Origin of the sequence: Agrococcus carbonis, from assembly GCF_900104705.1 — a bacterium.
Taxonomy (GTDB): domain Bacteria; phylum Actinomycetota; class Actinomycetes; order Actinomycetales; family Microbacteriaceae; genus Agrococcus; species Agrococcus carbonis.
Map to the genome: position 1 here is coordinate 1,701,756 of NZ_LT629734.1, position 13,408 is coordinate 1,715,163.

General features: G+C 72.9%; 13 protein-coding genes. 3 read left to right on the plus strand and 10 right to left on the minus strand.

Annotation, left to right across the window (positions count from 1 at the left end):
• Window positions 1-93 precede the first annotated feature (93 nt).
• Complete coding sequence (locus BLT67_RS08265; RefSeq protein WP_092666580.1) at window positions 94-1,437, plus strand: NAD(P)H-dependent oxidoreductase; 1,344 nt, start codon at window positions 94-96, stop codon at window positions 1,435-1,437.
• 8 nt (window positions 1,438-1,445) lie between these two features.
• Entirely contained in the window at window positions 1,446-2,324 is an 879-nt protein-coding gene (locus BLT67_RS08270; protein WP_092666581.1) for an NAD(P)-dependent oxidoreductase, read from the plus strand.
• Between the two features lie 28 nt (window positions 2,325-2,352).
• Here BLT67_RS08270 and BLT67_RS08275 read toward each other — a convergent pair whose 3' ends face one another.
• From BLT67_RS08275 to BLT67_RS08320, 9 genes are all read right to left on the minus strand, one after another.
• Window positions 2,353-3,045 (minus strand): GntR family transcriptional regulator, encoded by a 693-nt coding sequence (locus BLT67_RS08275; RefSeq protein WP_092666582.1) that lies wholly within the window; start codon window positions 3,043-3,045, stop codon window positions 2,353-2,355.
• Window positions 3,046-3,085: 40 nt separating this feature from the next.
• Entirely contained in the window at window positions 3,086-3,874 is a 789-nt protein-coding gene (locus tag BLT67_RS08280; RefSeq protein WP_092666583.1) for an SDR family NAD(P)-dependent oxidoreductase, read from the minus strand.
• Window positions 3,875-3,904: 30 nt separating this feature from the next.
• Window positions 3,905-4,786 (minus strand): sugar phosphate isomerase/epimerase family protein, encoded by an 882-nt coding sequence (locus tag BLT67_RS08285; protein ID WP_092666584.1) that lies wholly within the window; start codon window positions 4,784-4,786, stop codon window positions 3,905-3,907.
• Between the two features lie 256 nt (window positions 4,787-5,042).
• Window positions 5,043-5,381: a putative quinol monooxygenase gene (locus BLT67_RS08295; protein WP_092666586.1), complete on the minus strand. Its 339-nt coding sequence runs from the start codon at window positions 5,379-5,381 to the stop codon at window positions 5,043-5,045.
• Between the two features lie 117 nt (window positions 5,382-5,498).
• Window positions 5,499-6,509 (minus strand): transketolase family protein, encoded by a 1,011-nt coding sequence (locus BLT67_RS08300; RefSeq protein WP_092666587.1) that lies wholly within the window; start codon window positions 6,507-6,509, stop codon window positions 5,499-5,501.
• Window positions 6,506-7,414, minus strand: a complete 909-nt coding sequence (locus BLT67_RS08305) for a transketolase (RefSeq protein ID WP_092666588.1) — start codon at window positions 7,412-7,414, stop codon at window positions 6,506-6,508. The genes BLT67_RS08300 and BLT67_RS08305 overlap by 4 nt, the downstream gene beginning before the upstream one ends.
• Complete coding sequence (locus BLT67_RS08310; protein WP_092666589.1) at window positions 7,411-8,751, minus strand: MFS transporter; 1,341 nt, start codon at window positions 8,749-8,751, stop codon at window positions 7,411-7,413. Before BLT67_RS08310 ends, BLT67_RS08305 begins: the two co-directional genes overlap by 4 nt.
• 91 nt (window positions 8,752-8,842) lie before the next feature.
• Window positions 8,843-9,703, minus strand: coding sequence for an NAD(P)-dependent oxidoreductase (locus BLT67_RS08315; RefSeq protein ID WP_092666590.1), 861 nt, complete (start codon window positions 9,701-9,703; stop codon window positions 8,843-8,845).
• Window positions 9,700-10,413, minus strand: coding sequence for a FadR/GntR family transcriptional regulator (locus BLT67_RS08320; RefSeq protein WP_092666591.1), 714 nt, complete (start codon window positions 10,411-10,413; stop codon window positions 9,700-9,702). Before BLT67_RS08320 ends, BLT67_RS08315 begins: the two co-directional genes overlap by 4 nt.
• Before the next feature lie 195 nt (window positions 10,414-10,608).
• On the opposite strand from BLT67_RS08320, the gene BLT67_RS08325 reads away from it, so the two are divergent.
• Window positions 10,609-11,793, plus strand: coding sequence for an FUSC family protein (locus tag BLT67_RS08325; RefSeq protein ID WP_092666592.1), 1,185 nt, complete (start codon window positions 10,609-10,611; stop codon window positions 11,791-11,793).
• Window positions 11,794-11,813: 20 nt separating this feature from the next.
• Here the strand turns inward: BLT67_RS08325 and BLT67_RS08330 are convergent, their stop codons facing one another.
• Entirely contained in the window at window positions 11,814-13,331 is a 1,518-nt protein-coding gene (locus tag BLT67_RS08330) for a lipase maturation factor family protein (protein ID WP_092666593.1), read from the minus strand.
• Between the last annotated feature and the right edge of the window lie 77 nt (window positions 13,332-13,408).

The following is a 13,408-nucleotide window of genomic DNA, read 5'->3' on the forward strand; positions in this document are numbered from 1 at the left end:
CCGAGCACCCAGGTCGCGCGCGGCCCCGCACCCGCACCCCCACAGACTCCACCCGACCCCGCGCATCCGCGCACCACGCCTGAGGAGCCCCCCATGAACCTGCACGAGCTGCTGCGCGAGCGAGAAGCGGCCGGAGCGCCCATCCGCGTCGGCCTCATCGGCTCGGGCCGCTTCGGCACCATGTACCTGTCGCAGGCGCGCAGCATCCCCGGGGTGCGCGTCGCGGCGATCGCCGACATCAACACCGCGCGCGCCCGCGAGTCGCTCGCGCGCGTGGGCTGGCCGGAGGACGCGATCGTCGACTCCGTCGACGACCTCACCGAGGGCACGACCGCCGTCATCGCCGACGCGATGGACCTCTTCCGCACCGACATCGACGTCATCGTCGAGGCCACGGGCAACCCGATCGTGGGCATCAAGCACGCGCTCGCCGCGATCGAGACCGGCAAGCACGTGATGATGGTGACGGTCGAGGCGGATGCGCTGGCCGGTCCCGCGCTCGCGAAGCGCGCGAAGGAGGCGGGCGTCGTCTACTCGATGGCCTTCGGCGACCAGCCGGCGCTCATCTGGGAGCTCATCGACTGGGCCCGCACCTCGGGCTTCGAGGTCGTCTGCGCCGGCAAGGGCGCGAAGTACCTGCCCGGCTACCACCAGATGAACCCCGACAACGTCTGGGATCACTGGGAGTTCTCCGACGAGCTGAAGCAGTCGGGGCAGCTGAACCCTTACATGCACACGTCCTTCCGCGACGGCACGAAGGCAGCCATCGAGATGGCGGCGGTCGCGAACGCGGCGGGCCTCGTGCCGGGCGACGCCGGGCTCACGTTCACGCCCGGCGACCTCGAGGAGATCGCGACGGTCTGCCGCCCCGAGTCGGTCGGCGGCGTGCTGCCGCACGAGGGCACCGTCGATGTGATGTCGAGCTACACGCGCGAGGGCGACTGGATCCCGCACAACACGCAGGAGGGCGTCTTCGTCGTCGTCAAGGCCACGAACGCCTACGTCGCCGAGTGCTTCCAGGAGTACCCCTGGCACCCGGACCCCACTGGGCAGTACGCCGCGCTCTACCGGCCGTACCACTACGTCGGGCTCGAGCTCAACGTCTCGATCGCCAACGCGGTGCTGCGCGGTGTCGCGACCGGCACGGCCGTGGGCTTCACCGCGGATGTCGTGGCGACGGCCAAGAAGGACCTGGTCGCGGGCGACACGCTCGACGGCGAGGGCGGCTTCGCGGTCTACGGCAAGCTCGTCTCGGCCCGCACCTCGGTCGCCGAGGGCTACCTGCCCGTCGCGCTCGCCCACCACGTGCCGCTCAAGCGCGACATCGCGCAGGGCGAGAGCGTGCGCTGGGACGACGTCGAGGTCGACGAGTCGCTCGCCCAGGCCATCGCGCTGCGGCGCGAGACCGAGGTGCTCGCCGCCGCCGCGGTCGCCTAGGCGCGGCCATGGGCCGCTCGATCAGCCTCATCGGGCTGGGGGCGATGGGCCTGCCGATGGCGCGCCTGCTCGCCGCCCGCGGGGCGCTCTCGGTGCACAACCGCAGCGCCGCGCGGGCGCACGCGCTCGCGGCCGAGGCGCCCTCGGTCGCCGTAGCCGAACGACCGGCGGATGCGGCGGCCGGGGTGGTGCTCACCGTGCTGCCCGATCTCCCGGACGTCGAGGCCGTGGTGCACGGCACCGAAGGCCTCCTCGCCGGCTGGCGCGCCGCATCCGTCGACCGTCCGATGCTCGTCGTCATGGGCACGGTCTCGCCGGTCGCGCTGCGCGCGCTCGCCCAGGAGCTGGCCGAGCACGGCGTCGAGGTGGTCGACGCGCCCATGTCCGGCGGCGTGCTCGGGGCCGCCGAGGGGCGGCTGAGCGTCTTCGTCGGCGGTTCGGCGGAGGCGGCGGCGGAGCTCGCGGCGGTGCTCGAGCCGTGCGCGAGCCGCGTGACGCACATGGGGCCGACCGGCGCGGGCGCGACGACGAAGCTCTGCAACCAGCTCGTCGTCGCCGAGACGATCGCGGCCCTGTCGGAGGCGTTCGCTCTTGCGCGGGCGAGCGGGATCGACCCGATGGCGCTCGCTGACGCGCTCGGCTCGGGGCTCGCCGGCAGCGAGGCGCTGCGCCAGAAGCGACAGCACTGGATCGCCGAAGAGTTCGCGCCCGGCGGCACGATCGATTACCAGGTGAAGGACCTGCGCTACGCGCAGCAGGCGGCGGATGCGGCAGGTCTGCGCCTGCGCGCCGCGCAGACCGCCCTCGCGCTCTTCGAGGATGCGTCGGCATCCGGCGACGGCGGCCTCGACCACACCGGCGTCTACCGCCAGGTGCTGCGCGACTGAGCGGTCGCCGATCGCCGCGCTGCGGGCGTCAGATCGTGGCCGCGGCGGCCTCGAGGCGCTCGACGATCGCCTCGCGCGCCGAGTCGTTGTGCTCGCGCAGCACGGCGCGCGCGCGCTCGGCGTCGCCACTCGCGATCGCCTCGACGATCGGGGCGTGGCGGTCGGCAGCCATGTTGGCGATCGCGGTGTCACGCCCGGCGGCGGTGATGACCGCGCGGGCGAGTCCGCTGACGCGGCGCCACGACTCGAGCAGGGTGCCGTTGCCGCTCGCGGCGCAGATCGCTTCGTGGAACGCGAGGTCGGCGGCGACCTGGTCGGCGATCGAGCCGCGCTCGCTCTCGGCGAGCCGCTCGAGCGCGCGGCGCAGCTCGGCGACGACCGCTTCGAGATCATCGCGCGCGCAGACGGTCTCGCACGCGAGCGACTCGAGCGCGAAGCGCACGTCGAAGATGTCGCGCACCTCGGCGGCCGTCACGACGCGCACGGACAGTCGGCCCCGCGCATCCTTCGTCAGCAGTCCCTGCTGCTCGAGGTGGCGGAGCGCCTCCCGCAGGGTGCCGCGCGAGACGCCGAGCGACGCGCTCAGCTCGGTCTCGGCGAGATGGGTGCCCTGCGGCAGCTCCCCGGTCGTCACGGCCTCGCGGAGGCGATCGAGGATGAGCTCGCGTCGAGTCACTCGCTCGATGGCTCCGAGCGAGCTGAACTGGGCGTCGATGGCCATGGCTGTCACGCTACCTGAGTGTCGTCGCGGGTGATGGTCATCAGTGGAGGTGGCTCGCGCCGTTGATGTCGATGTTCGTGCCCTGCAGGTAGGCGGCGTCCTCGCTCGAGAGGAACGTGAACACCGCGGCGATCTCGTCGGTCGTCGCGACGCGGCCGATCGGGATGTCGGCGGCGAGCCGCGCCTCCGACTCGGGGGTCGCGCCCACGCGGATGTTCGTGTCAGCGGCGCCGGGCGTGACGGAGTTGACCGTGACGCCAGAGTCGGCGATCTCGCGCGCGAGCGCCTTCGTGAAGCCGAGGATCGCCGCCTTCGCCGCCGAGTAGGGCACCTTGCCGAAGACGCCGCCGCCCCGCTGGGCGGAGACCGACGACATGTTGACGATGCGGCCCCAGCCGGTGTCGAGCATCCCTGGCAGGAACGCCTTCGTGACGAGGTAGGTGCCGGTCGCGTTGACCGCCATCACGGTGTTCCACAGCTCGAGCGTCGTCTCGAGGAACGGCACGGGCGACGTGATGCCAGCGACGTTCGCGAGCGCGCCGACCGTCGGCAACCGGCCGGCGTCGACCTCTGCTTGCACCGCGGCGTGCGCGACCCCGACCGCGCGCTCGTCGGCGACGTCGATCGCGGTGCCGAAGGCAGGCACGCCGTGGCGCGCACCGATCTCGCGCGCGACGTGCGCCGAACGCTCGGCGTCGAGGTCGAGGATCACCACGCCCCAGCCCTCGCGGGCGTAGCGGTCGGCGACGGCCATGCCGATGCCGCGGTCGCTCGCGGCGCCGGTGACGACCGCGGTGCGGTGCGCGGTGGCTTCGATGGGCTCGGTCATGGCTGCTCCTCGGGAAATCGGTCGGCTCGGTCAGCGTTCGGGTGCGGATGCGGTCATCGCGTGGCGCAGGCGGGTCAGGGATCGCTCGGCGACGGCGGCGAGCTCGGCGCGACGGTCGCCGCCCGCGACCGTCGTGGCATCGTCGACGTAGGCGCGGGAGGGCTGCTCGAGCGTGAAGCCGCCGTCGTAGCCGACGGCGTCGAGCGCGCGGAAGGCGCTGGCGAAGTCGACGTCGCCTTCGCCGATGCGACGGCTGAAGTCGCCGCGCACGGCGTCGCGCAGGTGCACGTGCGCGATGCGCTCGCCCCACGCGGCGATGGTGTCGTCGAGGTCGTCCCCGGCGGCGGTGACGTGCGCGACATCGAGCACCACGCCGACGCGCGCGCCGAGGGCGTCGAGCCGCGCGTGCAGCGCGTCGGCGCGCTCGCGGCCCCAGCTGAAGCGCAGGAAGTGCAGCGACTCGACCCAGAGCTCGACCCCGTGGGCGCTCGCCGCGTCGCCGGCGGTGGAGAGCGCAGCGGCGATGCGTTCGAGGTCTGCCGATTCGCTCTCGATCGGCTCGTGCTCGAGCGCGCCCGCGGGCAGCACGAGCGCCTGGGCGCCGGCTGCGGCGGTGAGGCGCAGCAGTCGCTCGAGGTGCGCGGTGCGCGCAGCGGCGTCGGCGTGAGGGGCGTTGAGGTCGCCGATGTCGCCGTTGACGCTGCGCACCCGCAGCCCGGAGGCGGCGAGCGCTCCGACGACGCGTTCGATCGCGGTGTCGTCGAGGCCGAAGGGCACGTGGTCGCACACGCCCGGCAGCGCGCCGAGGTCGATCTCGGTCACGCCGAGCGCGGCGATGTCGACGAGCGCATCATCCAGCGGAAGGTGCTGGAACGTGATCGTCGAGCACCCCAGCCTGCTGGGCAGCGACATCGTCGTCTCCTCCCGCGCCGTCGACTCCCGACGGCGTCGGCTCAGTGTATGACGTTCTACTGTTGACAATCAACAGTGCGTGCTCAGGCGCCTATCGAACGGGCCGCCCACAGCGCGATGACGCTTGGCGATGGTCTCGATACGGCGGCCTTCGGCCCACTACTCGGCCAGCGGGCTTTCGCGATGGCGCTCGGTGTTGGTCTCGATACGCCGGCCTTCGGCCGGCCACTCGACCAGCGGGACGGCGAGCCGGCCGTCAGGCGATGAGGACGCCCTTGCGCGCATCGCCCATCGGCAGCGGCGTGTAACGCGTCACCGCGACCGGCTCGGTGAGCAGGCCCTCGAGCTCGGCGTTGAAGTCGGCGACCGGGGCGCCCTCGCCATGAGCGTCGAGCAGTGCCGCCGAGTCCCAGTGCTCGATCATGATGATCGCGCCGTCCTCGGCCTCCTGAATGGCGTAGAGGTTGCAGCCCGCCTCCTCGTGCACGCGCGGGATCACGCGCTCCATCGCCGCGAGCACGCGCTCGCGCGCCCCCTCGGCGGGCCGGAAGTACGCCGTGACGACGACGGGCTGGTCGGCGGTCTGCGATGCCATGTGATGCTCCTCGTGTTCGACTGTCGACAGCACTCTAGCCCGGCGCCCGGAGTGCGGCCGCGCATGCCGACGGCCCCCGCGCTCCAAGGAGGCGGGGGCCGTCGCGCCGGTCGGAGCTCAGCCGAGCTCGGCGAGCACCTTCTCGACGATGCGATCCTTCGACAGGCCGTACCGGTCGTGCAGCGTGGGCAGCGCACCGGCGTCGATGAACGCATCCGGCAGCGCGATCGGCACGATGCGCCGGCCGAGGCCCCGCTGCGCCGCGGCGTCGGCGACGGCCGAGAAGAGTCCGCCGACGACGGTGTGGTTCTCGAGCGTGAACGCGAGTCGAGGGGTGTCGAGCTCGGCGAGCACGGTCGCCGCGTCGAACGGCTTGATCGTGGGGGAGTGCACGACCGCGACGTCGACCTTGTGGGCCGCGAGCGCATCCGCGGCCTGCAGCGCGCGCATCGTCATGAGGCCGGAGGAGACGAAGACCACGTCGTTCCCGCCGCGCAGCACCGATGCCTTGCCGAGCTCGAAGCGGTAGTCGTACTCGTCGAGCACCATCGGCACCTTGCCGCGCAGCAGCCGCAGGTAGCTCGGCCCCGGGGCTGCGGCGAGCTGGGGAACGGCCTGCGCGATGTCGAGCGCGTCGCACGGGTCGACGATCGTCAGGTTGGGGAGGCCGCGGAAGATCGCCATGTCCTCGGTCGCCTGGTGGCTCGGGCCGTAGCCCGTCGTGAGGCCGGGGAGGCCTCCGACGACGTTGACGTTGAGGTTCGGCTCGGCGCTGTCGAGCGCGATGAAGTCGTACGCGCGGCGGGCTGCGAAGACGGCGTAGGTCGAGGCGAACGGCACGAGACCCGTCTCGGCCATGCCGGCAGCAGCCCCGAAGAGCAGCTGCTCGCTCATGCCCATCTGGAAGAAGCGCTCAGGGTGCGCCTTCGCGAAGACGTGCATGTCGGTGTACTTGCCGAGGTCGGCGGTCAGGCCGACGATCCGCTCGTCCTGCTCGGCCGCAGCCACCAGGGCGTGCCCGAACGGCGCCGAGACGGTCTTCTGATCCGGGTCGGCGATCGAGGCGATCATCGCGCTCGTGCTGGGCCCCTTGCGCTCGAAGCGCTTCGCGGGTGCTGCGGTCGTCATCGCTCGGTCTCCTCGTAGCCGGCCGTGAGCTGGTCGCGGCAGATCTGCCACTCATGCTCGTCGATGCGCATGAAGTGCGCCTTCTCGCGCTGCTCGAGCAGCGGCACGCCCTTGCCGACCTTGGTGTCGCAGATGATGACCTGCGGCTGGCCGTCGGCGGCGGCGATCCCGTTGCACTCGTCGAACGCGTCGAGGAGCGCGGCGGGGTCGTTGCCGTCGACCCGCACCGCGTGCCAGCCGAACGCGCGCCACTTCTCGTCGACGGGCTCGATGCGCAGCACTTCGGCGGTCGGGCCGTCGGCCTGCAGCCCGTTCATGTCGACGAGCGCGGTCAGGTTGCCGAGCCGGTGGGAGGCCGCGCCCATCGCGGCCTCCCACGTCGAGCCCTCGTCGAGCTCGCCGTCGGAGAGGAAGTTGATGACGCGCTGCTCGGTGCGGCCCTGGAGGCGCAGACCGAGGGCCATGCCGACGGCGATCGTGAGGCCGTGGCCGAGCGAGCCGCCCGAGATCTCCATGCCGGGGGTGTACGTCGCCATGCCCGACATCGGGAGCCGAGAGTCGTCGGCGGCGTAGGTGACGAGCTCCTCCACCGGCACGATGCCCGCCTCGGCGATCGCGGCGTAGAAGCCGATCGCGTAGTGGCCGGTGGAGAGCAGGAAGCGGTCGCGCTCGGCCCACGTCGGGTCGGCCGGGTCGTAGCGCAGGTGGTCGGCGTAGACGGCCGCGAGCATGTCGGCTGCGCCGAGCGCCTGGCCGACGTAGCCCTGGCCCTGCACCTCGCCCATGTCGATCGCGTGGTGGCGCGCGCGGTAGGCGGCCTCCGAGACCGCGCGGATGCGTGCGGCGCGGTCCCGGCCGCGGCCCGCGCGGTCGATCGGTCGGGTGTCGATGGGGGCGATGGTCATGCCCGCACCTCCGCGCGCTCGCTCACGGCCGCCGGCTCGGCGGGCGCGGTGCCGACGACGGCGGGCGCGGTCTCGCGCACGGTGAGCGCGACGACGGTGGAGATGACGCCGAGCGCCGAGAAGAGGACCGCCGCGCCGATCCAGCCGACCCAGCCGTAGACGGCCGTCGCGATGAACGGCAGGAAGCCGGCGACGATCGCTGCGCCGTTGTAGCCGAGCGAGATGCCCGAGGTGCGGCGGTTGGCGGGGAGCTCGGAGAACCAGCTCGACTCGACGGCGAAGATCGGGTCGTGGCTCAGCACGAGCGAGAGCGCGATCGCGACCACGATCATCACGAGCGAGCCGGTGTTGATGAGCAGGAACATCGGGATGCCGAAGGCGATCGTGAAGATCGAGCCGATGAGGAAGACCTTCTTGCGGCCGATCCGGTCGCTGAGCGCCCCGAAGAAGAGGTGGCTCACGAGGCCGATCGCGCTGCCGACGAGCGTGCCGATGAGCACGTTCGAGCCCTCGGTGATGAGCGCGAGGCCGACGTAGGAGACGGTGAACGCGGTCGTGACGTAGTAGCCGCCGGTCTCGGCGAGGCGCAGGCCGATGATGCGCAGGATGATGGGCCAGTCCTGCTTGAGCGTCTCGAGCGCGGGCTGCTTGAGCACCGCGTCCTGCTGCTGCACCGTCTCGAACTCGGGGCTCTCGGCCACGCGCAGGCGGATGAAGAGGCCGATGATGACCATGACGCTCGCGAGCAGGAACGGCACGCGCCAGGCCCAGTCGCCGGGCAGGTTCGCGGTCGCGAGGATGACGCCGTTGGCGAGCAGCAGGCCGGCGGGGATGCCGATCTGCGGCAGCGCGCCGAAGAAGCCGCGGCGTCGCACCGGCGCGTGCTCGACGGCCATCAGCACGGCCCCGCCCCACTCGGCGCCGTAGGCGACGCCCTGGATGATCCGCAGCGCGATGAGCAGGATCGGCGCGATGATGCCGACAGCGGCGAAGGTGGGCAGGAGGCCGATCGCGGTCGTGACGACGCCCATCACCACGAGCGACCAGATGAGGATGCGCTTGCGGCCGATGCGGTCGCCGAAGTGGCCGGCGAGGTAGCCGCCGAGCGGGCGGAAGAGGAAGCCGACTGCGAGCGTCGCGAACGACGCGAGCGCACCGACGAGCGCGTTGTCGGTCGCGAAGAAGACGGTGCCGAAGTAGGCGGCCGATGCCGTCGCGTAGATGAAGAAGTCGTACGACTCGACGGCGGTGCCGATCATCGACGCGAGCGACACCTTGACGGGGTTGTCCTTGCGCGGCGCGAGCTGGTCGGCGCCGGCGGGGCTGGTGGTGGACATGCTTCCTCCTCGAAGCCTGGGTGGATGGTCGCGGGCGCGACCGGGAGGCCGACGGCGCGGCGCGACGTCGGTGCTTGGGGATCGTTCGGGGCTAGGGCAGGTAGGTCTCGATCACGCGGCTGTCGTCGCGACGGTCGAGCCCCGCCTCGGCGGCGAGCAGGTACCGCTCGCGCGCCGCGGCGAGCACCGGCACATCGGCGCCGACGGATGCGGCGGCCTCGGCGACGAGCCCGGAGTCCTTGACGAAGATGCCGACGGTGCTCGTGACGGGCGCGTCGGTGCCGAGCAGCATGCGGGGACCGCGGTCCGACAGCATCCAGCTGCCGGCGGCGCCGCCGGCGACGAGGTCGAGCACATCGGCCTTGTCGAGCCCGAGCGACTCGCCGAGCGCGAGCGCCTCGGCTGCGGCGACGATGTGCACCGAGCAGAGGTGCTGGTTGACGACCTTGATCGCCTGCCCCTGCCCGAGCTCGGCGCCGACCACGCGGACGGTGCCGAGCGGCGCGAGCAGGGGAGCGACGGCCTCGACGTCGGCCTGGGCGCCCGACGCGAAGATGATGAGCTCGCCCGTCGTCGCGCGCGCGACCCCGCCGGTGACGGGGGCGTCGACGACGCGGCCGCCCTCGGCCGTGAGGCGCTCGCCCGCGCGACGCGCCGCATCCGGCCCGACGGTCGACATGATGACCCACGTGCGGCCGGCGACGACCGATGCCTCGCTCGCCTCGGCCACGAGGCCGTCGAGCTGCTCGGGGGTCGCGACCATGACGACGACCGGGCCGTCGGCGGGCGCCTCGGCGATCGAGGCGACGGCGGGGACGCCGGCGGCAGCCGCGCGCTCACGGGCGGCCTCGAAGGGGTCGACGCCCTTGACGGCGAAGCCCGCGGCGGCGAGGCGCTGCGACATCGGCGTGCCGATGGCGCCGAGGCCGACGAAGACGGCGGGAGTGGTCATGCGGTGCCCTCCTTGGCGGTGTCGAGCGTGATGAGCGAGTGGACCTCGAAGTGCCGGCGGATCGCCTCGCGCGCGGCGTCGGGGTCGTTCGCCGCGATCGCGTCGACGACGGGGTAGTGGATCGTGTCGGTGAGCATGCGGCCGTCGGCATCGGGCGTCTCGGCGGCGAGCGCGGCGGCGCGGCGGTCGTGCATCGCCTCCTGCAGCGCGTAGGCGAGGCCGTTGTGCACCATCGTGAACACGGGGTTGTCGAGGATCGTGAACAGGCTCGCGTGGAAGGCGAGGTCGGCCTCGGTCGCGGCGTCGTGGTCGCCCGCGGCGGTGCACGCGACCATCTCGTCGACGAGGGCCTGCAGGCGCTGCGCGTCGGCGGCGCTCGCGCGTCGCGCGACCTGCACGGCGACGACCGTCTCGAGCATCTCGCGGGCCTCGGCGATCTCGCTCGAGTCGAGGAAGCCGAGGGCGCGCATCGTGGTGAAGTACGTGCGGATGACATCGGGGCCGGGGGCCTGCAGGTAGCTGCCGTGGCCCTGGCGGCGGCTGAGGATGCCGATCGACTCGAGCTGCGAGAGGCGCTCGCGCAGCGCCCCGCGGCTCACGTCGAGGCGGGCGCAGAGCTCGCGCTCGGGGACGAGGCGGCGCGAGCCGTCGGGCTCGGCGCGGGAGAGGTCGATGAGCTGGATGGCGAACGCCTCGAGCGTCTCGTGCATTGCGGCCCTCTCTCCGTCGAGCGGTCGGACCACATTGGTCTGACCAATAGGCGACGGTAGGGCATGGCATCCCGGCTTGTCAAGATTGGTCGAACCAATCACCAGTCGGCGCGAGCGCGATGCCTGACCGCCCCCTGCAGCGGCGTTCAGCCTCCTCCCTGCCCGCTGTCCCCCGGTGCGGGCTACGGTGACCACGTGGCAGACGATCGGCGAGGCAGCGGAGCCAGCACCGAGTCGGGCTCAGGCCTGGGCGGCGGGAAGAGCCCGAACACCGGCTCCGGCCGCGCCGTGCGCCTCGACACCCTGCGCCCCTCCAACCTCCACCCGTCGAAGCTGCGCGCCGCCCTGCTGCGCTGGTTCCCGCCGCATCGCATCGCCACGGCCCTGCGGGCGGCGCTCGCGGCGATGGCCGCATGGCTCGTCGGCAACCTGCTGCCCGGCGACGTCGCGCAGTACTCCTACGCCGCGCCGCTCGGCGCGTTCGTCGCGACCGGCACGAGCTTCTTCAGCATCGCCCGCGCCGCGCTGCAGCAGTCGGTCGCGCTCGCGATCGGCGCCGCGCTCGGTCTCGCGCTGTTCAGCGTCGAGATGCCGGGCCTGCTCAAGATCGGCATCATCGCGGCCGTCGCCGTGCTCCTGCCGGGCGCGGCCGCGCTCGGCACCAGCGCATCCGTCGTGCCGGTCGCGGCGCTGCTCGTGATCATGTTCGGCAGCGTCGACCCCGACGGCTACGCGGCCGCCTACGTGGGCGAGTTCACGATCGGCCTGATCGTCGGCGTGCTCGTCAACGCGCTCGCGCGCCCGCCCATCTGGGATGCGCACGCGCGCAAGGCGCTGCTCGACCAGGTCGAGGGGCTCGCCGACCGCGTCGAGACGCTCGCCGAGCTGCTGCGCGGCGATTGGCCGCCCGAGCGCGAGGACTGGGCCGACTGGGGGCCGGTGCTCGAGGCGGGCGTCGAGCGGCTCGACCGCGACCTGCAGGATGCGCGGGAGAGCCGGCGCCTCAACCCGCGCACGCTGTGGCACCGCGAGGACGTCACGCCCGACGCGGAGGTCGCGGCGCTGCGGGCCATCGTGCACCGAACGATCGACGTGCTCGACACGGCCTCCGGCGCCGCGTGGGCGGTGCCGATCGAGGTGCGGCTCGACGCCGAGGCCCGGCCGCTGGTGGCGGATGCGCTGCAGGGCCTGAGCGGGCACCTGCGGGCGTGGGCCTCGGGCAAGGACGTCGCCGACGCATCCGCCGCCTCGGAGGAGGCGATCCGCGCGCTCGCGGAGCACGTCGCGACGCACGACCGGCCCGACCCCGGGCTCGGCACGATCATCTTCGCGCTGCGGGCGATCCGCGAGCGGATCGGGCGGGTCACCGAGGAGGAGTAGCGCCCGCGGGCCGGCGCCGCTCAGCCGCGCAGCCGCATCGGCGCGACGAGCAGCCCGCGGTCCTCGCGCATCCACACCTGCCCCGTCGCGCGCCGCTCGTCCCGCGTCGCAAACCGGTAGCGGTAGATGCGCGCACGCACGCGGGCGGGCCGCTGCCCGTCGAACGGGTCGTGCCCGAGCAGCCGCAGCGTCGCCGGGTCGGCCTCGAGCAGCCGCTCGAGCAGCGCGTCGAACCAGCGGCCGTACGAGCCGAGCGCGAGGAACCACATGAGCCAGTCGAGCCGCAGGTGGTACGGCGCGAACCAGCCGGGTGTGCGGCGCACGTCGCCGGGCTTGCCCTTGAAGCCGTACTCGACCCATCCGTCGTCGCCCGACGCATCCGCCGTGCCCTCGATGACGATCTCGTCGCGGGCCTTCGTGACGGTGCCGAAGGCGCCGTAGGCGTTCGCGAGCCGCAGCCGGTTGAACGACGCGTTCATGAGCTGCCGGCGCGAGGCGAGGTTGCGCACCGCGGGGATGGACAGCCAGGCGTAGGCGAGGAAGACGGCGCCGACGACGAGCTGCCACCAGAGCGGCGTCGGCTCGTAGGCGCGCGTCGCCGGCCAGGCGGGCACGAGCGCTGCGACCACGCGGTCGTCGACGGCGGCGAAGGCGAGCGCGATCGTGATCCAGTTGAGCCACGCGAAGTTGCCGGTGATCACGAGCCACAGCTGCGTGAGGATGACGACCGCGGCGGCGGCGCTCGCGACCCAGGCGAAGACGGCGGTGACGGATGCGGCGGTGACGGATGGGGCGCTGCCGTCGCCCGCGCCCGTCGCGCCGGTCGCCACGACGGCCCCGAGCACCAGCAGCCACGGTGCGACGAGCTGAGCGACGTGGTTGCCGAGCACCTCGCCCTTGTGGAACCAGCGCGGCAGCAGGTGCGCGGTGCGGCTGAAGGGCCCCGGCATCGGCTGGGTCTCGTGGTGGTAGGTGAGGGCGGTGAGGTCGCGCCACTCGCGGCCGCCGCGCAGCTTGATCATGCCGGCGCCGAACTCGAGCCGGAACACGAGCCAGACGATCAGCAGCAGCGCGAGGGTCGGCGGCGCGTGGCGGTCGGAGCCGAGGAACGCGACGAGGAAGCCCGCCTCGCACAGCAGCAGCTCCCAGCCGAAGCCGTAGAACACCTGCCCGAGCGGCAGGATCGAGAGGTAGCCGATCCAGAGCGCGAGGAACGCGAGCATCGGCACCCACGGCGGGCCCATCTGCGGGAGCCCCGTGACGAGCGCGAGCGCGATCGCGATGCCCGCGATGCAGAGGATGCGGAGCCTCCGGTCGGAGTAGCCCCACCGGAAGACGCTCGGCTGGCCGTCGAGACCGCCCGCTGCGATGACGCGCGGCGCGGGGATCAGGCCGCGCTCGCCGCAGAGGGCCGGGAACTGCAGCAGCGTCGACAGGAACGCGACCGCGAACGCCGCGGCGGTACCGCGCTGCACCACCTGCCGGGCGAGCTCGGCGTGCGGGGCGTCGAGCCAGCCGACGATCGCTGTCCAGTCCATGCTCGCCCTCCTCGCTCGGGCCCTTCGCTTGTGCGAGGCCAGGGTGGCGCGCCGCGGGGGTCGGGGCAAGCCCGCGC